The sequence below is a fragment of the Streptomyces sp. NPDC012474 genome (assembly GCF_042955185.1).
GTDB classification, from domain to species: Bacteria; Actinomycetota; Actinomycetes; order Streptomycetales; family Streptomycetaceae; genus Streptomyces; species Streptomyces cahuitamycinicus.
Genome location: NZ_JBIBEP010000016.1, coordinates 111,671 through 133,388, shown reverse-complemented (window position 1 = coordinate 133,388; position 21,718 = coordinate 111,671). Strand labels below are relative to the sequence as shown.

The following is a 21,718-nucleotide window of genomic DNA, read 5'->3' as shown; positions in this document are numbered from 1 at the left end:
CACGACCACACGAAAGGGGCTCCCGTACACCGTGTACGGGAGCCCCTTTCGGTCGACTGCTCAGCCTCCGAACTCCTGCAGGCCCTTCAGCGCCTGGTCCAGCAGCGCCTGCCGGCCGTCGAGCTCACGCTGGAGCTTGTCGGCCCTGGCGTTGTTGCCCTGCGCACGGGCCTGCTCGATCTGGCCCCGCAGCTTGTCCACGGCGGCCTGGAGCTGGCCGGTCAGACCCTCCGCACGCGCGCGTGCCTCCGGGTTCGTCCGGCGCCACTCGGCCTCCTCGGCCTCCTGGATGGCCCGCTCGACCGCGTGCATACGGCCCTCGACCTTGGGCCGGGCGTCGCGCGGCACGTGGCCGATGGCCTCCCAGCGCTCGTTCACGTTCCGGAACGCGGCCCGGGCCGCCTTGAGGTCCGTGATCGGCAGGAGCTTCTCGGCCTCCTCGGCCAGCTCCTCCTTGAGCTTGAGGTTCTCCGACTGCTCGGCGTCCCGCTCCGCGAAGACCGAGCTGCGGGCCGCGAAGAACACGTCCTGGGCGCCGCGGAAGCGGTTCCACAGGTCGTCCTCGTGCTCGCGCTGGGCACGGCCCGCGGCCTTCCACTCCGACATCAGCTCGCGGTAGCGCGCCGCTGTCACGCCCCAGTCCGTCGAGTTCGACAGCGCCTCGGCCTCGGAGACCAGCCGCTCCTTGGTCTTGCGGGCCTCCTCGCGCTGCGCGTCCAGCTGCGCGAAGTGCTGCTTGCGCCGCTTGGAGAACGCCGACCGCGCGTGCGAGAACCGGTGCCACAGCTCGTCGTCGGACTTGCGGTCCAGGCGCGGCAGACCCTTCCAGGTGTCCACCAGGGCCCGCAGCCGCTCACCGGCCGCCCGCCACTGGTCGGACTGCGACAGCTCCTCCGCCTCGGCGACCAGCGCCTCCTTGGACCTGCGCGCCTCGTCGGACTGCTTCGCGCGCTGCGCCTTGCGCTCCTCGCGGCGCGCCTCCACCAGCTCCACGAGCTTGTCCAGCCGGACCCGCAGGGCGTCCAGGTCGCCCACCACGTGGTGGGCGTCGACCTGCTCCCGGATGTGGTCGACGGCGGCCTGGGCGTCCTTCGCCGACAGGTCGGTGGTCTTCACTCGCTTCTCGAGGAGGCCGATCTCGACAACCAGGCCCTCGTACTTGCGCTCGAAATAGGCCAGCGCCTCCTCGGGGGAGCCCGCCTGCCAGGAACCGACGACCTGCTCGCCCTCGGCCGTACGCACGTACACGGTCCCCGTCTCGTCGACGCGGCCCCACGGGTCGCTGCTCACAGCGCCTCCTCCACATGATGCCTGCGAGGGGCCTGAAGCTCCCCCGGGCATCGTCCACAGTTTCGTCACGGCCAACATAGGCGACCGGCGGGGGGCCTGTCCGCATCCCGCGCGACCGAAATTTCGCAGTTGAGGGGTCAGGATTTCGTGATCGTGGCCTTGTTGATCACGACCGTCGCGTTGGGCGCCGTATTGCCCGTCTGGGGGTCGGGAGCCTGCGCTCCGGCCTTGGCGATTTTCTGCAGAACCTTCATGCCCGCCTCGGACACCGTGCCGAACGGTGTGTAGTCGGGCGGCAGCTGACTGTCCTGGTAGACGAGGAAGAACTGGCTGCCGCCGCTGTCGCGGCCCTGCTTCGTCTGGGCGTTGTACTGGTTCGCCATCGCGACCGTGCCCGCCGGGTACGTCCCGCCCTTGAGGCTCTTGTCCTTGAGGTTCTCGTCCGGGATGGTGTAGCCCGGTCCGCCCATGCCGGTGCCCTTCGGGTCGCCGCACTGCAGCACGTAGATGCCCTGGTTGGTGAGCCGGTGGCACTTGCTGTGGTCCAGGTAGCCCTTGCCGAGCAGGAAGTTGAACGAGTTCACGGTGTGCGGCGCAGCCGACGCCTTCAGCGCGACGTCTATCTCGCCGCAGGTCGTGTCCAGCTTCATCGTGTACTTCGCCGACTCGTCGATGGTCATGGCCGGTTCCTTCTTCCAGGTCTCCGACTTGACCTTGCCCGGAGCCGGCTTCTCGCACGGGTCCGGGGCCTTGCTGGGTGTGGCGCTCGGGGTGACGTCCGCGTTCGCGTTCTCCGTCTTGCCGTCGTCCTCGAACGGCTTGGTCAGGAAGACCGTCACCGAGAGCACCACGATCACGCCCAGAGTCGAGGCGATCACGGAGTTGCGGATGCGGGCCTTGCGTCGCGCGTCAGTGCGTCGCTGCTGCTGCCGCAAGAACTTCTCCCGGGCGAGCTGACGCCGCCGCTGTTCCTGGCTGACCACCGGGTTCTCTCCTCATGGGTCTAGAACGTCGACCGGTACGCGTGCGTCCTGTGTGCCGACCGCCTGCGTGTGCCCCGTACCGTATATGGGTTCGCTGAGGAATCGGCAGCGCCGGTAGGCTCTGTGAGCAGCCGTAGCCGCCCGTATCGACACAACGAAGGACGATCGTGCTCATTGCCGGGTTCCCCGCCGGGGCCTGGGGGACGAACTGCTACCTCGTCGCCCCCGCCGCCGGTGAGGAGTGCGTGATCATCGACCCCGGCCATCAGGCCGCCGACGGCGTCGCGGAGGCTATCGCCAAGCACCGGCTCAAGCCCGTCGCCGTCGTCCTCACCCACGGCCACATCGACCACGTGGCCTCGGTCGTCCCGGTGTGCGGCGCGCACGACGTGCCGGCCTGGATCCACCCCGACGACCGGTACATGATGAGCGACCCCGAAAAGGGGATCGGCCGGTCCATCGGCATGCCGCTGCTGGGCGAGCTGACCGTGGGGGAGCCCGATGACGTCAAGGAGCTGGCCGACGGGGCGAAGCTGGAGCTGGCGGGCCTGGAGCTGTCCGTCGCGCACGCGCCCGGCCATACCAAGGGGTCGGTGACCTTCGGTATGCCCGAGGCGGCGGACATCCCGCCGCTCCTCTTCTCGGGCGACCTGCTGTTCGCCGGCTCCATCGGACGCACCGACCTGCCCGGCGGTGACATGGCCGAGATGCTCGACTCGCTGGCCCGCGTGTGCCTGCCGCTCGACGACTCGACCGTGGTGCTGTCCGGCCACGGCCCCCAGACGACCATCGGCCAGGAGCGTTCCACCAACCCGTATCTGCGGCAGGTGGCGGCAGACCGCCAAGGACACGGCGCTGCCGAGGCTCCCCGACGAGGAATGTGACGAGACCTTCCGTGAGCACCTTCAAGGCCCCCAAGGGCACGTACGACCTGATCCCGCCGGACAGCGCCAAGTACCTCGCCGTCCGTGAGGCGATCGCCGCTCCGCTGCGCAACTCCGGCTACGGCTACATCGAGACGCCCGGCTTCGAGAGCGTCGAACTCTTCGCGCGCGGGGTCGGTGAGTCCACCGACATCGTGACCAAGGAGATGTACGCCTTCGAGACCAAGGGCGGCGACCGGCTCGCCCTGCGACCCGAGGGCACGGCCTCCGTCCTGCGCGCCGCGCTGGAGGCCAATCTGCACAAGGCCGGCAACCTCCCGGTCAAGCTCTGGTACTCCGGCTCGTACTACCGCTACGAGCGTCCCCAGAAGGGCCGCTACCGCCACTTCTCCCAGGTCGGCGCCGAGGCCATCGGCGCCGAGGACCCGGCGCTCGACGCCGAGCTGCTCATCCTGGCCGACCAGGCCTACCGCTCGCTGGGCCTCAGCGACTTCCGGATCCTGCTGAACAGCCTGGGCGACCAGGAGTGCCGCCCCGTGTACCGGACGGCGCTCCAGGAGTTCCTGCGCGGCCTGGACCTGGACGAGGACACCCTGCGGCGTGCGGAGATCAACCCGCTGCGCGTCCTGGACGACAAGCGCGAGTCGGTCCAGAAGCAGCTCGGGGACGCACCGCTGCTGCGTGACTACCTGTGCGACGCGTGCAAGGCGTACCACGAGGAGGTCCGCGAGCTGATCACGGCGGCGGGCGTCGCCTTCGAGGACGACCCGAAGCTGGTCCGCGGCCTGGACTACTACACCCGCACGACCTTCGAGTTCGTCCACGACGGCCTCGGTTCGCAGTCCGCGGTGGGCGGCGGCGGCCGCTACGACGGCCTGTCCGAGATGATCGGCGGCCCCGCGCTGCCGTCCGTCGGCTGGGCCCTCGGCGTCGACCGCACGGTCCTCGCCCTGGAAGCGGAGGGCGTCGAGCTCGAACTGCCCGCCACCACCAGTGTGTTCGCCGTCCCGCTCGGCGAGGAAGCCCGCAGGGTCCTGTTCGCCAAGGTCACGGAGCTGCGCAAGAACGGCATCGCGGCCGACTTCTCCTACGGCGGCAAGGGACTCAAGGGCGCCATGAAGAACGCCAACCGCAGCGGCGCCCGCTACACGGTCGTCGCCGGCGAACGCGACCTCGCCGAGGGCGTCGTCCAGCTCAAGGACATGGAGTCGGGAGAGCAGACGGCCGTCGGCGTGAACGAGATCGTGGCAGAGCTGGAAGCACGACTGGGCTGAGCCGCCACTCCTGCCTGGGCGGCGTCGCCCTCTCAGCCTGTCCGGCGTTGGAAGACGGGCGCGACTGTGCTCAACTGCCCGCTCCTGCCTGGGCGGTCTCGCCCTCTCAGCCTGTCCGGCGTTTGAGGACGAGGCCGTTCAGGCCGATCGGGGGTCCGGGGGGCGGAGCCCCCTGGCGGGGTCGAAGGGGCGGAGCCCCTGGTGGTGGGACGGGTAGGGGCGGCGGGGCGAGAACCCTCAGTCCAGCAGCCCGTACCGCAGCGCGCTCGTCACCGCCGCAGTCCGGTCGTCCACGCCCAACTTGCCGAAGACACGCAGCAGATACGTCTTCACCGTCGACTCGCCGATGAACAGCCGACGCCCGATCTCCGCGTTCGTGCAGCCCTCGGCCACCAGGCGCAGCACCGCTGTCTCGCGTTCCGACAGCCGCGGCCGCTCCGGCCTCGTCCGCAACTGGTCCACCAGCCGCGCCGCCACGGACGGGGCCAGGACCGTCTCGCCGCGCGCGGCGGCCCGCACGGCCTCCGCCAACTCCGCCCGCGGCAGGTCCTTCAGCAGGTAGCCCGCCGCCCCGGCCTCCACGGCCCGCAGAATGTCCCGGTCCGTCTCGTAGGTCGTCAGCACGACCACCCGGCATGCCAGCCCGGCCCGCGTCATCCGCTCGATGGCGTCCACGCCGCCACCGTCCGGCATCCGCAGATCCATCAGCACGATGTCGGGCCGCAACCGCGCCGCCAGCGCCTCCGCCTGCGGCCCGCTGGAAGCGTCGGCGACGACCTCCAGGTCGGACTCCGCACTGAGCATCGCCCGCAGCCCCTCCCGCACGACGGGATGGTCGTCGGCCAGGACGATCCGGATCACGGCGTCTCCCTCCTCACGACCGGCAGCCGGACGGTCACGACCGTGCCGTCGCCGGGGGCACTGCGCACCTCGGCGGTTCCGCCCGCCTCGACGGCCCGGGCCCGCAGCCCCGCCAGACCGTACCCACCGCGCACGGCGGCCGGGTCGAAGCCGGGCCCGTCGTCCCGTACGGAGACGGTCAGCATGGCGTCGGCGTACACCAGCGAGACCCCGACCGCGACCGAACTCCCCGCGTGCTTACGGGCGTTGGCCAGCGCCTCCTGGCAGGCGCGCAGGGCGACCACCTCGGGGCCGGCGGGCAGCATGCGGACCGGGCCGGCCACCTCCAGCGCCGCGTCGTGGCGCGCGGCGAGCCGGCCCAGCGCGTCCCGAAGGGAAGCGCCGTCCAGGTCGGCGGGCGCACCCCCGGCGACCAGGGCCCGGGCCTCGGCCAGGTTCTGCCGGGCCGTCTCGTCCATCAGGCGCAGATGACGCCGCGCCTCGGGCAGGTCGTGGTCCAGCTCCGCCTCGACCGCCTGGATCAGCATCACCAGACTGGTGAACCCCTGCGCGAGCGTGTCGTGGATCTCCCGGGCCAGCCGCTCCCGCTCGGCCAGCGCCCCGTGAGCCTCGGACAGCCGCCCGATCTCGTGCCGGCTCGCGTCCAGCTCCGCGATCAGCTCGGCCCGCTCCTGGCTCTGCTCGATGATCCGGATGATCCAGATGCCGACGGCGACCGAGAACACGAGACTCACCAGGGAGAACAACACGTTGAAGGCCACGTCCCGGCCACTGGGCCACCACAGCAGCGCCCAGCCCGCCACGGGCACGATGTTCACCACGGCCACGGCCACCAGCGCCGACCGCAACCGCAGCGTCATGAAGCACTGCGGGATCAGGGCGAAGGCCAGCAGCCGCGTCTCGCCCACCAGGACCGCCGACGGCAGGACAAGCGCCAGCGCAGCCGTCAGATAGCCGATCGCCCGCCGCTGGTCGGGCGGGTCGCCCTGGATCAGCCGACGACCGGCCACCACGTACAGCGGGACCAGCGGGACCAGCAGCGCCGCCGCTACCGCGCGGACCGGCCGGTCGGGGTGATCGGCGGCGAGCACGGAGACCGAGGTCGCCACCCAGATGAGCGCGAAGTACGTGTCCCAGAGCCGGAACGAGCGCTCCCAGTGGTAGGCGCTCGCGGCATCACTCATCCGGCGCGCCGGTCCTTCCAGCGGAACGTCAGCAGACACAGGGCCAATCCTCCGACGCACCACGCGGCCAGCACCAGAGCCACGCGCCCCGGCTCCCAGCTCCCCGCCTGCTCCAGCACCTGCGCGGACTCCGGCAGGAACACCCCGCGCAGCCCCTGGCACATCCACTTCAGCGGGAACAGCGCGCCGACGGTCAGCATCCAGTCCGGGATGGTGCCGATGGCGATGTACACCCCGGAGACGAACTGCAGCACCAGGAAGGGCAGGACGACCACCGAACTCGCGCTGTTGGCGGAGTTCGGGACCGAGCTGATCGCGATGCCGAGCAGAGCGCAGGCCGTGATGCCCAGCACGAAGATCCATGCCAGGTCGAACCAGCGTCCCGCGTCCGCCGGCAGGTCCACGCCGTAGCAGGTCGTGCCGACGAGGAGAAGGATCGCCGTCTCCAGCAGGCCGGTGAAGAGAACCAGCCAGATCTTGCCGAGGAAGTAGGCCGCCGGCGGCATCGGCGTGCCCCGCAGCCGGCGCAGCACCTTGTCCTGCCGCTCGATCGCGATGGAGATGCCGAGCGCCTGGAAGCTGGTCGACATGATCCCGGCGGCCATCATCGCGGGGACGTACAGCTGCGAGGCGGTGATGCCCGCGCCCTCCACGTCGTCCCGGAAGATCGACGCGAACAGGAACAACAGGACGACGGGGAAGGCGAACGTGAACACCACCTGGTCGCGCTGCCGGAAGAACTGCCTGATCTCCAGGGCGCCCCGCCGCAGCCCGAGTCCCCATGCCCCGGGCAGTCGTCCGACGCCCGCCGCACCGCGCTTGGGAACGACGGTCGTGGTCATCGCGCGTCCTCCTCGGACTGTCCGGTCAGCCGGAGGTAGACGTCCTCCAGTGTGGGGCGGCTCACCGTCAGCCCGGGGATCTCGCCGCCGCGGCGTCGCATGAGCTCCGCGACGGTCCGGGTCGGTGTCCCGGTGCGCTCCGCGCGAGGGGTGCCGTCCGGCTCGGTCCACGCGACGGTGGCCTCGGTGCCGTACCGCTCCCGCAGGGCTCCGGGCTCGCCCTCGGCGACGATCCGGCCACGGGCGACGACGGCCAGCCGGTGCACCAGCGCCTCCGCCTCCTCCAGGTAGTGCGTGGTGAGCACGATGGTCGTGCCGTCGTCGGCCAGGGCGCGGATCAGCGACCAGAACTGCCGCCGGGCCGCCGGGTCGAAGCCGGTCGTCGGCTCGTCCAGAAGCAGCAGGTCGGGACCTCCGATGACGCCGAGTGCCACGTCCAGACGCCTGCGCTGGCCGCCCGACAGCGCCTTGATCCGGCTGTCCGCCTTCGCCTCCAGGCCGACCAGACCGATGACCTCCTCCGGGTCCCGCGGCCGGGGGTAGTAGCGGGCGAAGTGCCGCACGGTCTCCCGGACCGTCAACTCGGCGGGCGCCGATTCGTCCTGCCAGACGATCCCGACGCGCGAGCGCCACGCGCGCGTGCCGGTCGCCGGGTCCGACCCGAGGACGGACACCTCGCCCGCGTCCCGGTCCCGGTTGCCCTGGAGGATCTCCACCGTGGTGCTCTTGCCCGCGCCGTTGGGTCCGAGCAGGCCGAACACCTCGCCCCGCCGGATGCCGAGATCGATGCCGTCCACGGCGGTCACGCCCCCGTAGCGCTTGCGCAGTCCCCTTACGTGCACGGCGAGTTCGTACCCCTGTGCTGTCATGCGACGAGCGTCGGCCGGAACGCAACCCTCAGGGACGACCGGGCGGTCATCCTTATGTCCACTGAACGGTGGACACGGGCGCCTGTGCGGCACAATGGCCCTGCCCGAAGATGTTCAGGACTCAAGTGACGGAATCGGCGTGATGAGCAAGACGACAGTCAGGGACGTCTCCACGGAGTCCGAGCCGGAGCGCGCCGAGATCGCGCCCCGCGCGGAGGGCGGCAGCCGGGCCCTGGCCCTGCTGCTGGTGATCACCGGCGCGGCCGGACTGCTCGCCGCGTGGGTCATCACGCTCGACAAGTTCAAGATCCTCGAGGCCAAGGTCGCGGGCACGACCTTCACGCCCGGCTGCAGCCTCAACCCCGTGGTCTCCTGCGGCAGCGTCATGGAGAGCAAGCAGGCCGCGGTCTTCGGCTTCCCCAACCCGATGCTCGGCCTCGTCGCCTACGCCGTCGTCATCGGCGTCGGCATGAGCCTGCTCGCCCGCGCCCGCTTCCCCCGCTGGTACTGGCTCACCTTCAACGCCGGCTGCCTCTTCGGCGTGGGCTTCTGCGCCTGGCTGATGTTCCAGTCCCTGTACCGGATCAACGCGCTCTGCCTGTGGTGCAGCCTGGCCTGGGTCGCCACCATCCTGATGTTCTGGTACGTGACGTCGTTCAACATCCGCAAGGGCTTCCTGCCCGCCCCGAGCTGGCTCAGGAGCTTCTTCGGCGAGTTCACATGGGTCATGCCCGTCCTGCACATCGGCATCATCGGCATGCTGGTCCTGACCCGCTGGTGGGACTTCTGGCTCAGCTGAACGGGGCCGTTCCAGCCCCGGGGCGGACTGTCAGTGCCGTGATTTAGGGTTTCTGACGTGGAGCCCGACCTGTTCACCGCCGCAGCCGAAGAACGCCAGGAGAAGGATCCGTCCTCCAGCCCCCTGGCGGTGCGGATGCGCCCGCGCACCCTCGACGAGGTCGTGGGCCAGCAGCACCTGCTGAAGCCGGGCTCACCCCTGCGCAGACTGGTCGGGGAGGCATCCGGCCCGGCCGGCTCCTCCTCGGTGCTCCTGTGGGGCCCGCCCGGCACCGGCAAGACCACCCTGGCGTACGTCGTCTCCAAGGCCACCGACGCCCGCTTCGTGGAGCTGTCGGCGATCACCGCGGGCGTCAAGGAGGTCCGCGCGGTCATCGACGGCGCCCGCCGCGCCTCCGGCGGGTACGGCAAGGAGACCGTCCTCTTCCTCGACGAGATCCACCGCTTCAGCAAGGCCCAGCAGGACTCCCTGCTCCCTGCCGTCGAGAACCGCTGGGTGACGCTCATCGCGGCCACGACGGAGAACCCGTACTTCTCGGTGATCTCGCCCCTGCTGTCCCGCTCCCTGCTGCTCACCCTGGAACCGCTCACGGACGAGGACATCAGGAGCCTCATCCGCCGAGCCCTCACCGACGAGCGGGGACTCAAGAGGGCCGTCACCCTCCCCGAGGAGACCGAGAGTCACCTCCTGCGTATCGCCGGCGGCGACGCCCGCCGTGCCCTGACCGCCCTGGAGGCGGCCGCCGGAGCCGCCCTCGACAAGGGCGAGGCCGAGATCGGCCTGACCACCCTGGAGGAGACGGTCGACCGGGCCGCCGTCAAGTACGACCGGGACGGCGACCAGCACTACGACGTGGCCAGTGCCCTGATCAAGTCCATTCGCGGCTCCGACGTCGACGCGGCCCTGCACTACCTGGCCCGCATGATCGAGGCCGGCGAGGACCCCCGCTTCATCGCCCGCCGCCTGATGATCTCGGCCAGCGAGGACATCGGCCTGGCCGACCCGACCGCCCTGCAGACCGCCGTCGCCGCCGCCCAGGCCGTCGCCATGATCGGCTTCCCCGAGGCCGCCCTCACCCTCAGCCACGCCACGATCGCCCTCGCCCTGGCACCCAAGTCCAACGCCGCGACCACCGCGATCGGCGCCGCCCTGGAGGACGTCCGCAAGGGCCTGGCCGGGCCCGTCCCGGCGCACCTGCGCGACAGCCACTACAAGGGCGCCACCAAGCTCGGCCACGGCCAGGGCTACGTCTACCCGCACGACCTGCACGAGGGCATCGCCGCCCAGCAGTACGCCCCGGACGAACTGAAGGACCGCGAGTACTACGCGCCGACCCGGCACGGTGCGGAGGCCCGCTACGCGGACGCGGTGGAGTGGACCCGTAAGAACCTCGGTCGAAAGCGGTCCTGAGCACCCTGTAAACTCGTCCGGAGTGCCGCGTCCCGTGCAGTCAGAACGGGACAGTCGGCCGGAGCCGGTCCCCGGACCGGTTCCAGGAGCGTCGCGCACCGTCGAACGGTGTCGCGGGCAGCCCACCACCACCGTCGCACGACGGAACCGGTCGGTGGGCCACTCGCGTGCTGCACGTATGTGCCCAGACCAGGGGAGCGGCTGCCCACCCGGGCCCGAAAGGGTCCCAGGCGGGTTTCCCCGGCTGCGGATGCGACCTCCCTCAACCCTGACAAGCCGGAAACCAGGAAAGAGAAGAAGACAGTGGCGAACCAGCCCCGTCCCAAGGTCAAGAAGTCGCGTGCCCTCGGCATCGCGCTGACCCCGAAGGCCGTCAAGTACTTCGAGGCCCGCCCCTACCCGCCCGGTGAGCACGGCCGCGGCCGCAAGCAGAACTCGGACTACAAGGTCCGTCTGCTCGAGAAGCAGCGTCTGCGCGCGCAGTACGACGTGTCCGAGCGCCAGCTCGTCCGCGCCTACGAGCGTGCCTCCAAGGTCCAGGGCAAGACCGGTGAGGCCCTGATCATCGAGCTGGAGCGCCGCCTCGACGCCCTGGTTCTGCGTTCGGGCATCGCCCGCACGATCTACCAGGCCCGCCAGATGGTCGTCCACGGCCACATCGCGGTCAACGGCAAGAAGGTCGACAAGCCCTCCTTCCGTGTCCGTCCGGACGACGTCGTGCAGGTGCGCGAGCGCTCCAAGGAGAAGACCCTCTTCACGATCGCTCGTGAGGGTGGCTTCGCCCCCGACGGTGAGACCCCGCGCTACCTCCAGGTGAACCTCAAGGGTCTGGCGTTCCGCCTGGACCGCGAGCCGAACCGCAAGGAGATCCCGGTGATCTGCGACGAGCAGCTCGTCGTCGAGTACTACGCCCGCTGATCCTCGGCAGGCACGCGGTACGTCAGCCCGCCGCTTCGCCCACCCGTCCGGGTGTGCGAGGCGGCGGGCTTTCGCGATTCCGCTTCTCCCGCGCGGGAAACCGGTACGGAGCGCAACCTCCGGCGCGATAGGCTCGTCGCACGACTTTTTGATGTTCAGGCACGTTTCAGGGAGCGGGTGCACACAGTGTCCGGTGGAGAGGTTGCCGGGATCCTGGTGGCCGTCTTCTGGGCGATCCTGGTCTCCTTCCTCGCCGTCGCGCTGGCGAGGGTGGCCCAGACGCTCAAGGCGACCACCAAGCTCGTGGCGGACGTGACCGACCAGGCCGTCCCGCTGCTGGCCGACGCCTCCGCGGCGGTGCGCTCCGCGCAGACCCAGATCGACCGGGTCGACTCGATCGCCTCCGACGTCCAGGAGGTCACGTCGAACGCCTCGGCGCTGTCGACCACCGTCGCCTCCACCTTCGGCGGCCCCCTGGTCAAGGTCGCGGCCTTCGGCTACGGCGTGCGCCGGGCCCTCGGCGGCCGCAAGGAGGACGTGCCCGCCAAGGCGTCCAGGCGTACCGTGATCGTGGGCCGTACGGTCGCCCGGCGCAGCGCCCGAGACAAGAGGGACTGAGAGCCAGCGATGTTCCGCCGCACCTTCTGGTTCACCACAGGCGTCGCCGCCGGTGTGTGGGCCACCACCAAGGTCAATCGCAAGCTGAAGCAGCTGACCCCCGAGAGCCTCGCGAAAACCGCCGGGAACAAGGCGATCGAGGCCGGTCACCGCATCAAGGACCGCGCGGTCGGCTTCGCGCTCGACGTCCGGGACAACATGGCCGTCCGCGAGGCCGAGCTGGGTGACGCCCTCGGGATCGACGAGAATCCCGAACTCCCCGGCCCCCGGCGGTTCGCGGCCATCGAGAACCGCAACAACCCGAAGTACGTCGAGGGTTCGGCGTACCAGACGTACCCGTACAACCGGAATGAGGACCACTGATGGAGTCGGCTGAGATTCGCCGCCGCTGGTTGAGCTTCTTCGAGGAGCGCGGTCACACCGTCGTCCCTTCGGCGTCGCTCATCGCGGACGACCCGACTCTGCTCCTCGTCCCGGCCGGCATGGTGCCCTTCAAGCCCTACTTCCTGGGTGAGGTCAAGCCGCCCTTCGACCGCGCCACCAGCGTGCAGAAGTGCGTGCGCACGCCGGACATCGAAGAGGTCGGCAAGACCACCCGGCACGGCACGTTCTTCCAGATGTGCGGCAACTTCTCCTTCGGTGACTACTTCAAGGAAGGCGCCATCAAGCTCGCCTGGGAGCTGCTCACCAGCGCCCAGGACAAGGGCGGTTACGGCCTCGCCCCCGAGCGTCTGTGGATCACCGTCTACAAGGACGACGACGAGGCCGAGCGCATCTGGCACGACGTCGTCGGTGTGCCGCAGGAGCGCATCCAGCGCCTGGGTAAGAAGGACAACTACTGGGACATGGGCGTCCCCGGCCCCTGCGGCCCGTGTTCCGAGATCAACTACGACCGCGGCCCCGAGTTCGGCGCCGAGGGCGGCCCCGCCGTCAACGACGAGCGGTACGTGGAGATCTGGAACCTCGTCTTCATGCAGTACGAGCGGGGCGAGGGCCCGGGCAAGGACTACCCGATCCTGGGAGACCTGCCGAGCCAGAACATCGACACCGGCCTCGGCCTCGAACGCCTCGCCATGATTCTGCAGGGCGTGCAGAACATGTACGAGATCGACACCTCGATGGCCGTCATCGACAAGGCCACCGAGCTGACCGGCGTCCGCTACGGCGACGCCCACGGCTCGGACGTCTCCCTGCGCGTGGTCACCGACCACATGCGCACCTCCGTGATGCTCATCGGAGACGGCGTCACCCCCGGCAACGAGGGCCGCGGCTACGTGCTGCGCCGCATCATGCGCCGCGCCATCCGCAACATGCGCCTGCTCGGCGCCACCGGTCCGGTCGTGAAGGACCTGATCGACACCGTGATCGAGATGATGGGCCAGCAGTACCCCGAGCTCATCACCGACCGTGAGCGCATCGAGAAGGTCGCTGTCGCCGAGGAGAACGCCTTCCTCAAGACGCTGAAGGCCGGCACCAACATCCTCGACACGGCCGTCACCGACACCAAGTCCGCCGGCGGCACCGTCCTGCCCGGCGACAAGGCCTTCCTGCTCCACGACACCTGGGGCTTCCCGATCGACCTCACCCTGGAGATGGCCGCCGAACAGGGCCTGTCCGTGGACGAGGACGGCTTCCGGCGCCTGATGAAGGAGCAGCGGGAGCGCGCCAAGGCCGACGCCCAGGCCAAGAAGACCGGGCACGCCGGCACCGGCGCCTACCGTGAGATCGCCGACCAGGCCGGTGCCACCGACTTCATCGGCTACACCGACACCGAGAGCGAGTCCACGATCGTCGGAATCCTCGTCGACGGCGCCTCCTCGCCGGCCGCCACCGAGGGCGACGAGGTCGAGATCGTCCTCGACCGCACCCCGTTCTACGCCGAGGGCGGCGGCCAGATCGGCGACACCGGCCGCATCAGGGTCGACACCGGCGCCGTCATCGAGGTCCGCGACTGCCAGAAGCCGGTCCCGGGGGTGTACGTCCACAAGGGCGTCGTCCAGGTCGGCGAGGTCACCGTCGGCGCCAAGGCCCAGGCCTCCATCGACGACCGCCGCCGCAAGGCCATCGCCCGCGCCCACTCGGCCACCCACCTGACCCACCAGGCCCTGCGTGACGCCCTCGGCCCGACGGCCGCCCAGGCCGGTTCCGAGAACCAGCCCGGCCGCTTCCGCTTCGACTTCGGCTCCCCGTCCGCCGTCCCGACGGCCGTGATGACCGACGTCGAGCAGAAGATCAACGAGGTGCTCGCCCGCGACCTGGACGTCCGTGCCGACGTCATGGGCATCGACGAGGCCAAGAAGCAGGGTGCCATCGCCGAGTTCGGCGAGAAGTACGGCGAGCGCGTGCGCGTCGTGACCATCGGCGACTTCTCCAAGGAGCTGTGCGGCGGCACCCACGTGCACAACACCGCTCAGCTCGGCCTGGTGAAGCTGCTCGGCGAGTCCTCCATCGGCTCGGGTGTCCGCCGGATCGAGGCCCTGGTCGGCGTGGACGCCTACAACTTCCTCGCCCGGGAGCACACGGTCGTCGCCCAGCTCCAGGAGCTGATCAAGGGCCGCCCGGAGGAGCTCCCGGAGAAGGTCTCCGCCATGCTCGGCAAGCTGAAGGACGCCGAGAAGGAGATCGAGAAGTTCCGCGCCGAGAAGGTCCTCCAGGCCGCCGGCGGTCTCGCCGAGTCCGCCAAGGACATCCGTGGCATTGCCGTCGTGACCGGTCAGGTCCCGGACGGCACGACCGCCGACGACCTGCGCAAGCTGGTCCTTGACGTGCGCGGACGGATCCAGGGCGGACGGGCCGCCGTCGTCGCCCTCTTCACGGTGGCGAACGGCAAGCCGCTGACGGTCATCGCCACCAACGAGGCCGCCCGCGAGCGCGGCCTGAAGGCCGGCGACCTGGTGCGTACGGCTGCCAAGACCCTCGGCGGCGGCGGTGGCGGCAAGCCGGACGTCGCCCAGGGCGGCGGCCAGAACCCGGCCGCCATCGGTGACGCCGTGGACGCCGTGGAGCGTCTGGTCACCGAGACCGCCAAGTAAGAGACGGGTCGGACAGCATGCGCAGAGGACGTCGACTCGCGATCGACGTCGGGGACGCCCGCATCGGGGTCGCCTCGTGCGACCCCGACGGGATCCTCGCCACCCCGGTGGAGACGGTCCCCGGGCGTGACATCCCCGCAGCTCAGCGACGGTTGAAGCAACTCGTCGAGGAGTACGAGCCCATCGAGATCGTGGTCGGTCTCCCGCGCTCCCTCAAGGGCGGGGAGGGCCCGGCCGCGGTCAAGGTCCGGGGCTTTGCCCAGGAACTGGCCCGCATGATCTCCCCGATTCCGGTGAGACTCGTCGACGAACGCATGACGACGGTGACGGCCAGTCAGGGACTGCGCGCCTCGGGTGTGAAATCCAAGAAGGGCCGGTCCGTCATCGACCAGGCAGCGGCCGTGATCATCCTGCAACAGGCCCTCGAATCCGAACGGGTGTCAGGTAAAGCACCCGGCGAAGGCGTCGAAGTGGTCATCTGATCGCGATACGGTAACGTTCCGCGCGATGCGACGGCATTCGAACAGCCGCCGCACAGCAAGAGGCGGGACGGGAGCCGAGCCGGAAGCCGCGCGACCGCCGCCTCGCGGCTCTAGGGGATCGATGACTGAGTATGGCCGGGGCCAAGGCTCCGAACCGTGGCATCCGGAGGACCCGTTGTACGGGGACGGCGGATGGGACGGACAGCAGGCCCACTCCGGCCAGCAGTCCGCTTACGGCGGCCAGCCGCAGCACTATCCGCAGCAGCCGCAGTACGGCGACTGGGGCACCGGTGAGCAGGCCGGATACGGCCAGACGCAGCAGCAGTACCCCTACGATCAGCAGTACGCGGCACAGAACCCCGAGCCCCAGCAGTACGCGGCACAGAACCCCGAGCCCCAGCAGTACCCGGCACAGAACCCCGGGCACCAGCAGTACCCGGGTCAGCACGACCACGGGCATCAGCAGACTCAGGGCTACCACCAGCAGCAGTACGACACCGGCGGCTGGGTCAACGACCCCCATCAGCAGGTCTCCTACCCCGGCGACCCGGGAGATCCGTACGGGCAGCAGGCCGGTGCGTACGACGAGGGCCGGCAGGACTACTACGGCACGCCCGAGGCGTATCCACCCCCGGAGCCGCCCGGCCGGCGCGGGGCCGAACCCGCTCCCGCGCCGGAACCGGAGACGGGCTGGGACCCCGGTCCCGACCAGGGCGAACACGCCTTCTTCGCGGGCGGCGACGACGATGACGACGGCGACGAGCCGGCGGAGCGCCGCGGGCGCGAGGACAAGCGGGGGCGCGGCGGCGGCAAACCGAAGAAGCGCCGCAACGGCATGGCCTGCCTGCTGGTCGTCGTGATCCTCGGCGGTGGCCTGGCCGGCGTCAGCTACTTCGGCTACCAGTTCTTCCAGGACCGTTTCGGCGACGATCCGGACTTCGCGGGTGGGGGCAACGGGCAGCAGGTGACGGTCGAGATCCCCGAGGGAGCACTCGGGTACAAGATCGGTCAGGTGCTGAAGAGCGCGGGGGTCGTCAAGAGCGTCGACGCCTTCGTCGCGGCCCAGGAGAGCAACCCCGAGGGCAAGAGCATCCAGGACGGCGTGTACACGCTGCAGAAGCAAATGTCGGCCGAGAGTGCGGTCGAACTGATGCTCAGTCCGAAGAGTCGCGACAACCTGATCATCGCCGAGGGCAAGCGCAACGCCGACGTCTACCGCCTCATCGACAAGCGGCTGGGCGTCAAGGGCGGCACCACCGCCGCGGTCGCCAAGAAGAACTACAAGAAGCTGGGCCTGCCCGCCTGGGCGCTGAACCATCCGGACGTCATGGATCCGCTGGAAGGATTCCTCTATCCGTCCAGCTACGGCGTCAGCAAGGGGCAGAAGCCCGAGGCCGTGCTCAAACAAATGGTGGGTCGGGCCGCCGCGACGTACAAGAAGGCCGGCGTCGAGAAGAAGGCCGAGAGCCTCGGACTCGAGAACCCGTGGCAGCTGATCACCGTCGCGAGCCTCGTCCAGGCCGAAGGCAAGACACACGACGACTTCCGGAAGATGGCCGAGGTGGTCTACAACCGTCTCAAGCCCACCAACACGGAGACCAACCAGCTGCTCCAGTTCGACTCGTCCTTCAACTACCTGAAGAACGAGAGCAACATCCACATCAGCGAGTCCGAGATCAACAGCAACAAGGACCCGTACAACACGTACACCAACAAGGGACTCCCGCCCGGTCCGATCGGCAATCCGGGAGACGTCGCGCTGCAGGCGGCCCTGAAGCCCACCAAGGAGGGCTGGATCTACTTCGTGGCGACCGACGGCGTGAGCAAGACCGAGTTCGCCAAGACCCATGCGCAGTTCCTGAAGCTGAAGGAAAAGTTCGATGCCAGCTCGGGCAACTGACGCCCGCCGTGCCGGAGTGCTCGGCAGCCCTATCGCCCACTCCCTCTCCCCGGTGCTGCACCGCACCGCCTACCAGGAGCTGGGCCTGGAAGGCTGGACGTACGACCGGTTCGAGGTCGACGAGGCCGGGCTGCCCGCGTTCTTCGAGACGCTCGGCGCCGAGTGGGCCGGGCTCTCGCTGACCATGCCGCTGAAGCGGGCCGTGATCCCGCTGCTCGACCGGATCAGCGAGACCGCCGCCTCGGTCGACGCCGTCAACACGGTCGTCCGCACCGCAGACGGTCGCCTGGCCGGCGACAACACCGACATCCCCGGCATGGCCGCCGCCCTGCGCGAACACGGCATCGACGAGGTCGACTCCGCCGCCATCCTCGGCGCCGGCGCCACCGCCTCCTCGGCGCTGGCCGCGCTGTCCCGGATCTGCCCGGGTGAGATCGCCGTGTACGTGCGCAGCGAGGCCCGGGCCGACGAGATGCGGCAGTGGGCGGAGCGGCTCGACGTCGCCGTCCGCATCGCCGACTGGGCGGACGCCGAGCAGGCGCTGCGTGCCCCGCTGGTGATCAGCACCACGCCGGCCGGTGTCACCGACGCCCTCGCCCGGTCCGTGCCCGAGCGGCCGGCCGCCCTCTTCGACGTCCTGTACGACCCCTGGCCCACCGAACTCGCCGCCCGCTGGTCGGCGTACGGCGGTGCCGTCGTCAGCGGCCTCGACCTGCTGGTGCACCAGGCCGTGCTCCAGGTCGAGCAGATGACGGGGCTGGCCCCGGCGCCCCTGGACGCCATGCGAAAAGCGGGCGAGCGGGCTCTCGCGGCCCGATAGGATCCGCTCTCGGTTCCGCAGGGGGCGGAACAGGGGAGGGGAACGTCCGTCATGTCCGCAGGCCTGCCTCAGGCTTCCGTCAAGTCCCAGATATTCGAGTCCCTGCTGGGATTCCTGCCCGACTGGGTGCAGATCACGGTGCTCGCCCTGATCGTGCTCGCCGTCGTGGCGTCCTGGGCCGTCAAGATCAAGCGCAAGATCGCCCACCGGCGTGCCGTCCGCAACGGGCAGCCGGTCCACGCCGCGGCCCGGTTCGGGCAGGGGAGCCGAGCGGACTACCTGGGGCAGTACGCCCCGCAGCAGACGCAGCCGGCCCCGCAGCAGGGCAGCGGGGCCGACCACCTGGGGGCGTACGCCCCGCAGCAGGCCCAGCCCGCGCAGCAGCCGAGCGGTGCCGACTTCCTCGGGTCGTACGCGCCGCAGCAGCGTCAGGCCGACGGTCCGTCCGCGAACGCGTCCGCTTGATGGACCGGCCGCCGGGCCAACGGCCCCGGCGTGGGAGGATCGGAGATGGTGGACCGGGCCGCGCACCCGGTCACGCCGTCGCCGTACGCGACGAGGCGCGTACACAGGGCAGTACCGGGGCGCGAGCATGGAGGAGCACCGTTGAGCAGGTTGCGCTGGCTGACCGCGGGGGAGTCCCACGGTCCCGCACTCGTCGCGACGCTGGAGGGCCTTCCCGCCGGCGTGCCGATCACCACGGACCTGGTGGCGGACCATCTCGCGAGGCGGCGCCTGGGCTATGGACGCGGTGCCCGGATGAAGTTCGAGCGGGACGAGATCACCTTCCTCGGCGGCGTCCGGCACGGCCTCAGTCTCGGCTCCCCGGTCGCGATCATGGTGGGCAACACCGAGTGGCCGAAGTGGGAACAGGTCATGGCGGCCGACCCGGTCGACCCGGAGATCCTCGCCGGGCTGGCCCGCAACGCCCCGCTGACCCGGCCGCGCCCCGGCCACGCCGACCTCGCGGGCATGCAGAAGTACGGCTTCGACGAGGCCCGGCCGATCCTGGAGCGCGCCTCCGCGCGTGAGACCGCGGCTCGCGTGGCACTGGGCGCGGTGGCCCGGTCGTACCTCAAGGAGACGACCGGCGTCGAGATCGTCAGCCACGTCGTGGAGCTGGCCGCCGCCAAGGCGCCGCGCGGCGTCTACCCGACCCCGGCCGACGTCGAGAAGCTGGACGCCGACCCCGTGCGCTGCCTGGACGCCGACGCGTCGAAGGCGATGGTCGCCGAGATCGACCAGGCCCACAAGGACGGCGACACCCTCGGCGGCGTGGTCGAGATCCTGGCCTACGGCGTGCCCGTCGGCCTCGGTTCGCACGTGCACTGGGACCGCAAGCTGGACGCCCGGCTCGCCGGTGCGCTCATGGGCATCCAGGCGATCAAGGGCGTCGAGATCGGCGACGGCTTCGAGCTCGCGCGGGTGCCCGGCTCCAAGGCGCACGACGAGATCGTGAAGACCGACGAGGGCATCCGGCGCACCTCCGGCCGCTCCGGCGGCACCGAGGGCGGTCTGACCACTGGTGAGCTGCTGCGCGTCCGCGCCGCGATGAAGCCGATCGCGACCGTGCCGCGCGCCCTGCAGACCGTGGACGTCACCACCGGCGAGGCCACGCAGGCCCACCACCAGCGCTCCGACGTGTCCGCGGTCCCGGCCGCCGGCATCGTCGCCGAGGCCATGGTGGCCCTGGTGCTCGCGGACGCGGTGGCGGAGAAGTTCGGCGGCGACTCGGTGCCCGAGACCCGCCGCAACGTGACGTCGTACCTCGACAACCTCACCATCCGATGAGCGGCCCACTGGTCGTCCTGGTCGGCCCGATGGGCGTGGGCAAGTCCACCGTCGGGCAGCTGCTGGCCGCGCGGCTCGGCGTCTCCTACCGGGACACCGACGACGACATCGTCGCCGGGCAGGGCAGGTCCATCGCCGAGATCTTCGTCGACGAGGGCGAGTCCGCCTTCCGCGCGATCGAGAAGACGGCCGTGAGCCGGGCGCTCGCCGAGCACGACGGCGTCCTGGCCCTGGGCGGCGGCGCCATCCTCGACGCCGGCACGCGCGCGCTGCTCGCCGGACAGCGGGTGGCGTACCTGTCGATGGACGTCGAGGAGGCGGTCAAGCGCACCGGCCTCAACGCGGCCCGTCCGCTGCTCGCGGTCAACCCGCGCAAGCAGTGGCGCGAGCTGATGGAGGCACGCCGCCACCTGTACGAGGAGGTCGCCACGGCCGTCGTCGCCACCGACGGCCGTACGCCCGAAGAGGTCACCGAAGCAGCCCTGGACGCACTGGAGTTGAAGGAAGCATGAGCGAGGCAGTGACGCGGATCCAGGTCGGCGGCACCGCGGGGACCGACCCGTACGAGGTCCTGGTGGGCCGGCAGCTGCTGGGTGAACTCGGCGGGCTGATCGGCGACAAGGCCCAGCGGGTCGCGATCGTCCACCCCGAGGCGCTGGCCGAGACCGGTGACGCGCTGCGCGCCGACCTGGCCGGGCAGGGCTACGAAGCGGTCGCCGTCCAGGTGCCCAACGCGGAGGAGGCCAAGACCGCCGAGGTCGCCGCCTACTGCTGGAAGGCGCTGGGCCAGTCCGGCTTCACGCGCACGGACGTCATCGTCGGGGTCGGCGGCGGCGCGACCACGGACCTCGCCGGGTTCGTGGCCGCCACCTGGCTGCGCGGGGTGCGCTGGATCGCCGTCCCGACCACCGTCCTCGCCATGGTGGACGCGGCCGTCGGCGGCAAGACCGGCATCAACACCGCCGAGGGCAAGAACCTCGTCGGCGCCTTCCACCCGCCCGCCGGTGTGCTCTGCGACCTGGCCGCGCTGGACTCCCTGCCGGTCAACGACTACGTCTCCGGACTCGCGGAGGTCATCAAGGCCGGCTTCATCGCCGACCCGGTCATCCTGGACCTCATCGAGTCCGACCCCGAGTCCGCCCGCACCCCGGCCGGCCCGCACACCGCCGAGCTCATCGAGCGCTCCATCCGCGTCAAAGCTGACGTCGTCTCGTCGGACCTGAAGGAGTCGGGCCTGCGCGAGATCCTCAACTACGGTCACACGCTCGGCCACGCCATCGAGAAGAACGAGCGCTACAAGTGGCGTCACGGCGCCGCGGTCTCGGTCGGCATGCACTTCGCCGCCGAACTGGGCCGCCTGGCAGGCCGGCTGGACGACGCGACGGCCGACCGCCACCGCACGATCCTCGAAGCGGTCGGACTGCCCCTGCACTACCGGCACGACCAGTGGCCCAAGCTGCTGGAGACCATGAAGGTCGACAAGAAGTCCCGCGGCAACCTGCTGCGCTTCATCGTCCTCGACGGCCTGGCCAAGCCCACCGTCCTGGAGGGACCCGACCCGGCCGTGCTGCTCGCCGCGTACGGCGAAGTGGGGCAGTAAGTCCCCCGTCGCTCCTTCCGCCCGGAATCACCTTACGGAGCCGGGCACTTCGGGTCGCCCCCGGCCGTTCACACATCGACGACCGGGGGCGGTACCGTTCGGTAGCAAGCGGGTTCCGCCCCGCTGTCAGCGCCCATCGCCTGTACGAGACGGAGTGGCAC

At 70.4% G+C, this 21,718-nt stretch carries 21 protein-coding genes; 15 read left to right on the top strand and 6 right to left on the bottom strand.

All coding sequences use genetic code 11. From position 1 onward, the window contains the following. Positions 1-60: 60 nt before the first annotated feature. Positions 61-1,290, bottom strand: a complete 1,230-nt coding sequence (locus tag ACFY9S_RS29775) for a DUF349 domain-containing protein (protein ID WP_391134183.1) — start codon at positions 1,288-1,290, stop codon at positions 61-63. 137 nt (positions 1,291-1,427) lie between these two features. Next, positions 1,428-2,273 (bottom strand): peptidylprolyl isomerase, encoded by an 846-nt coding sequence (locus tag ACFY9S_RS29770; protein WP_391134180.1) that lies wholly within the window; start codon positions 2,271-2,273, stop codon positions 1,428-1,430. A 167-nt stretch (positions 2,274-2,440) separates the two neighbouring features. On the opposite strand from ACFY9S_RS29770, the gene ACFY9S_RS29765 reads away from it, so the two are divergent. Together ACFY9S_RS29765 and hisS are read left to right on the top strand one after the other, a co-directional pair. Then, on the top strand, positions 2,441-3,157 hold the full coding sequence (locus tag ACFY9S_RS29765) for an MBL fold metallo-hydrolase (RefSeq protein ID WP_391134177.1): 717 nt from the start codon (positions 2,441-2,443) through the stop codon (positions 3,155-3,157). An 11-nt stretch (positions 3,158-3,168) separates the two neighbouring features. Beyond that, positions 3,169-4,431, top strand: a complete 1,263-nt coding sequence (hisS, locus tag ACFY9S_RS29760; protein ID WP_391134174.1) for a histidine--tRNA ligase — start codon at positions 3,169-3,171, stop codon at positions 4,429-4,431. A 237-nt stretch (positions 4,432-4,668) separates the two neighbouring features. On the opposite strand, the gene ACFY9S_RS29755 is transcribed toward hisS, so the two are convergent. From ACFY9S_RS29755 to ACFY9S_RS29740, 4 genes are read right to left on the bottom strand one after another with little or no spacing between them, the layout of a single operon-like run. Then, complete coding sequence (locus tag ACFY9S_RS29755; RefSeq protein WP_391134171.1) at positions 4,669-5,292, bottom strand: response regulator; 624 nt, start codon at positions 5,290-5,292, stop codon at positions 4,669-4,671. Next, positions 5,289-6,476 (bottom strand): histidine kinase, encoded by a 1,188-nt coding sequence (locus ACFY9S_RS29750; RefSeq protein WP_391134168.1) that lies wholly within the window; start codon positions 6,474-6,476, stop codon positions 5,289-5,291. Before ACFY9S_RS29750 ends, ACFY9S_RS29755 begins: the two co-directional genes overlap by 4 nt. Beyond that, positions 6,473-7,318: an ABC transporter permease gene (locus ACFY9S_RS29745; RefSeq protein ID WP_391134165.1), complete on the bottom strand. Its 846-nt coding sequence runs from the start codon at positions 7,316-7,318 to the stop codon at positions 6,473-6,475. The genes ACFY9S_RS29750 and ACFY9S_RS29745 overlap by 4 nt, the downstream gene beginning before the upstream one ends. Continuing rightward, positions 7,315-8,187 carry an ATP-binding cassette domain-containing protein gene (locus ACFY9S_RS29740; RefSeq protein ID WP_391134162.1) on the bottom strand — a complete coding sequence of 291 codons (873 nt, stop codon included), beginning with the start codon at positions 8,185-8,187 and terminating at the stop codon, positions 7,315-7,317. Before ACFY9S_RS29740 ends, ACFY9S_RS29745 begins: the two co-directional genes overlap by 4 nt. Positions 8,188-8,329: 142 nt before the next feature. On the opposite strand from ACFY9S_RS29740, the gene ACFY9S_RS29735 reads away from it, so the two are divergent. The 13 genes from ACFY9S_RS29735 (at position 8,330) to aroB (ending at position 21,557) form a co-directional block, all read left to right on the top strand. Next, positions 8,330-8,986: a vitamin K epoxide reductase family protein gene (locus ACFY9S_RS29735; RefSeq protein ID WP_391134159.1), complete on the top strand. Its 657-nt coding sequence runs from the start codon at positions 8,330-8,332 to the stop codon at positions 8,984-8,986. A gap of 57 nt (positions 8,987-9,043) precedes the next feature. Beyond that, positions 9,044-10,396: an AAA family ATPase gene (locus ACFY9S_RS29730; protein ID WP_391134156.1), complete on the top strand. Its 1,353-nt coding sequence runs from the start codon at positions 9,044-9,046 to the stop codon at positions 10,394-10,396. A 303-nt stretch (positions 10,397-10,699) separates the two neighbouring features. Beyond that, positions 10,700-11,314 carry a 30S ribosomal protein S4 gene (gene rpsD / locus ACFY9S_RS29725; protein ID WP_030843106.1) on the top strand — a complete coding sequence of 205 codons (615 nt, stop codon included), beginning with the start codon at positions 10,700-10,702 and terminating at the stop codon, positions 11,312-11,314. Between the two features lie 177 nt (positions 11,315-11,491). Then, positions 11,492-11,932, top strand: a complete 441-nt coding sequence (locus ACFY9S_RS29720; RefSeq protein ID WP_391134153.1) for a DUF948 domain-containing protein — start codon at positions 11,492-11,494, stop codon at positions 11,930-11,932. A 9-nt stretch (positions 11,933-11,941) separates the two neighbouring features. Beyond that, on the top strand, positions 11,942-12,295 hold the full coding sequence (locus ACFY9S_RS29715) for a hypothetical protein (protein ID WP_391134150.1): 354 nt from the start codon (positions 11,942-11,944) through the stop codon (positions 12,293-12,295). Next, on the top strand, positions 12,295-14,964 hold the full coding sequence (gene alaS, locus ACFY9S_RS29710; protein WP_391134147.1) for an alanine--tRNA ligase: 2,670 nt from the start codon (positions 12,295-12,297) through the stop codon (positions 14,962-14,964). The genes ACFY9S_RS29715 and alaS overlap by 1 nt, the downstream gene beginning before the upstream one ends. A 17-nt stretch (positions 14,965-14,981) precedes the next feature. Beyond that, positions 14,982-15,446 (top strand): Holliday junction resolvase RuvX, encoded by a 465-nt coding sequence (gene ruvX / locus ACFY9S_RS29705; RefSeq protein ID WP_102911939.1) that lies wholly within the window; start codon positions 14,982-14,984, stop codon positions 15,444-15,446. Positions 15,447-15,567: 121 nt separating this feature from the next. Then, on the top strand, positions 15,568-17,346 hold the full coding sequence (gene mltG / locus ACFY9S_RS29700) for an endolytic transglycosylase MltG (RefSeq protein WP_391134143.1): 1,779 nt from the start codon (positions 15,568-15,570) through the stop codon (positions 17,344-17,346). Then, complete coding sequence (locus ACFY9S_RS29695) at positions 17,327-18,166, top strand: shikimate dehydrogenase (protein WP_391134140.1); 840 nt, start codon at positions 17,327-17,329, stop codon at positions 18,164-18,166. Before mltG ends, ACFY9S_RS29695 begins: the two co-directional genes overlap by 20 nt. Before the next feature lie 51 nt (positions 18,167-18,217). Further along, positions 18,218-18,631 (top strand): hypothetical protein, encoded by a 414-nt coding sequence (locus ACFY9S_RS29690; protein WP_391134138.1) that lies wholly within the window; start codon positions 18,218-18,220, stop codon positions 18,629-18,631. A gap of 141 nt (positions 18,632-18,772) precedes the next feature. Then, complete coding sequence (aroC, locus tag ACFY9S_RS29685) at positions 18,773-19,957, top strand: chorismate synthase (protein ID WP_391134135.1); 1,185 nt, start codon at positions 18,773-18,775, stop codon at positions 19,955-19,957. Beyond that, positions 19,954-20,469: a shikimate kinase gene (locus ACFY9S_RS29680; RefSeq protein ID WP_391134132.1), complete on the top strand. Its 516-nt coding sequence runs from the start codon at positions 19,954-19,956 to the stop codon at positions 20,467-20,469. The genes aroC and ACFY9S_RS29680 overlap by 4 nt, the downstream gene beginning before the upstream one ends. Further along, complete coding sequence (gene aroB, locus ACFY9S_RS29675; protein WP_391134129.1) at positions 20,466-21,557, top strand: 3-dehydroquinate synthase; 1,092 nt, start codon at positions 20,466-20,468, stop codon at positions 21,555-21,557. The genes ACFY9S_RS29680 and aroB overlap by 4 nt, the downstream gene beginning before the upstream one ends. Positions 21,558-21,718 lie beyond the last annotated feature (161 nt).

Excerpts from the sequence above, each read along its gene's own strand:
- ACFY9S_RS29680 (WP_391134132.1), top strand. The coding sequence starts at position 19,954 with ATGAGCGGCCCACTGGTCGTCCTGGTCGGCCCGATGGGCGTGGGCAAG.
- aroB (WP_391134129.1), top strand. The coding sequence starts at position 20,466 with ATGAGCGAGGCAGTGACGCGGATCCAGGTCGGCGGCACCGCGGGGACC.
- ACFY9S_RS29690 (WP_391134138.1), top strand. The coding sequence starts at position 18,218 with ATGTCCGCAGGCCTGCCTCAGGCTTCCGTCAAGTCCCAGATATTCGAG.
- ACFY9S_RS29745 (WP_391134165.1), bottom strand. The coding sequence starts at position 7,318 with ATGACCACGACCGTCGTTCCCAAGCGCGGTGCGGCGGGCGTCGGACGA.
- ACFY9S_RS29750 (WP_391134168.1), bottom strand. The coding sequence starts at position 6,476 with ATGAGTGATGCCGCGAGCGCCTACCACTGGGAGCGCTCGTTCCGGCTC.
- ACFY9S_RS29735 (WP_391134159.1), top strand. The coding sequence starts at position 8,330 with ATGAGCAAGACGACAGTCAGGGACGTCTCCACGGAGTCCGAGCCGGAG.
- ruvX (WP_102911939.1), top strand. The coding sequence starts at position 14,982 with ATGCGCAGAGGACGTCGACTCGCGATCGACGTCGGGGACGCCCGCATC.
- ACFY9S_RS29695 (WP_391134140.1), top strand. The coding sequence starts at position 17,327 with ATGCCAGCTCGGGCAACTGACGCCCGCCGTGCCGGAGTGCTCGGCAGC.
- alaS (WP_391134147.1), top strand. The coding sequence starts at position 12,295 with ATGGAGTCGGCTGAGATTCGCCGCCGCTGGTTGAGCTTCTTCGAGGAG.
- mltG (WP_391134143.1), top strand. The coding sequence starts at position 15,568 with ATGACTGAGTATGGCCGGGGCCAAGGCTCCGAACCGTGGCATCCGGAG.
- ACFY9S_RS29715 (WP_391134150.1), top strand. The coding sequence starts at position 11,942 with ATGTTCCGCCGCACCTTCTGGTTCACCACAGGCGTCGCCGCCGGTGTG.
- ACFY9S_RS29740 (WP_391134162.1), bottom strand. The coding sequence starts at position 8,187 with ATGACAGCACAGGGGTACGAACTCGCCGTGCACGTAAGGGGACTGCGC.